The organism is Streptomyces sp. NPDC059900 (genome assembly GCF_050270335.1).
Lineage (GTDB): Bacteria > Actinomycetota > Actinomycetes > Streptomycetales > Streptomycetaceae > Streptomyces.
On record NZ_JBNNJZ010001123.1, the window covers coordinates 1 to 1,227 of the forward strand.

General features: G+C 73.2%; 2 protein-coding genes. Both read left to right on the top strand.

The window, feature by feature from the left end:
• The first annotated feature begins 196 nt into the window (after nt 1-196).
• Nucleotides 197-364: a hypothetical protein gene (locus tag ACQKIP_RS47775; protein ID WP_427745907.1), complete on the top strand. Its 168-nt coding sequence runs from the start codon at nt 197-199 to the stop codon at nt 362-364.
• Nucleotides 365-392: 28 nt separating this feature from the next.
• Nucleotides 393-1,133 carry a hypothetical protein gene (locus tag ACQKIP_RS47780; protein ID WP_365859551.1) on the top strand — a complete coding sequence of 247 codons (741 nt, stop codon included), beginning with the start codon at nt 393-395 and terminating at the stop codon, nt 1,131-1,133.
• Nucleotides 1,134-1,227 lie beyond the last annotated feature (94 nt).

Consider the following 1,227-nt stretch of genomic DNA (forward strand, 5'->3'; position numbering starts at 1 on the left):
CGTCGGTCCCCCCGGCATCGGCCCACCCGGAGCCGCACCCCCCGGCGCCGCCCCGCCCGGAGCCGCTCTCCCCGCCGCACCCGACGGGGCCGGACAACCCCCGGCAGCGATCGCGCCCGCGGTGCCACCGCCCGCAGACCCGCCACCCGCAGACCCGCCGCCCGCAAACCCACCCCCCGCACATCCGCCCCCGGACGTGCCCCCGGCCGCCGTGCCGCAGGAGGAACGGCCGCAGCGCACGCTGCTGGGCCGGTTCGTCCGGCAGGACCACACCCCCACCGGCATGGGCATGCTGGCCGCGCTGTTTCTCGTCCTGCTGCCCGCAGCCATCGCGGCCGCCGTGTTCGGCTCCCGCAGACTCTGACCGCGCCGCCACGAAACGGGACCCTCCGATGATCGAAAGCTTCGCCGTCGTCCTGGGCGTCGCCCTGCTCGCCGGGGCGGTCGTCCTGGTCAAGCACCGCTTCTGGCCGCCGGGCCCGGACGAAGAGCCCCGCGAGGACGTCGCCGAGTACATCTCCATGATGGTCGGCGTCCTGTACGCCCTGGTCCTGGGTCTTGCCCTGGTGTCGGTCTGGGACACCAACTCAGGGGCCGAGGACCACACCGCCACCGAGGCCAGCGCCGCGCACCAGATCCATCTGCTCGCCGCGGGCCTGCCCGCGGATCAGGCCGCCGTGATGCGCGGCGAGATCGAGACGTACATCCGGCACGTCACCGAGCAAGAGTGGCCCGCGATGGCCGAGGGAGCCCCGCTGGGACCGACCGGCTGGCGTCTGCTGGACGACGTGCGCGCGAGCGGCCAGGTCCCCGCGGATGCCACGCCGGCCCAGCAGGCGACGGGGCAGGAGACCCTGGCGCAGCTCAGCACCCTGGACGAGGCGCGCCGCGGGCGTGAGGCCGATTCCACGCAGCGGCTCTCGCCGGTGATCTGGTTCGGCCTGATCGTGGGCGGCGGGCTGACCATCGCGTTCATGTTCATGTTCGGCGTCCAGCGCAGCTTCACCCATGTGGTGATGGTGATGGGCCTGTCCGCCCTGATCACCTTCACGGTGCTGCTCATCTATCAACTGGACAGCCCGTTCCAGGGGTTGTTCGCCGTCGACCCGGCGGCGTTCACGCGCTACTTCTGACCCCCGGGGCCGGGGGACCGGTCGGAGGCCGGCCAGAGGTAGGGCAGGTCGTCGGGTACGTCGGGGAACAGCGGGCGGTAGAACTCCGGGGCCT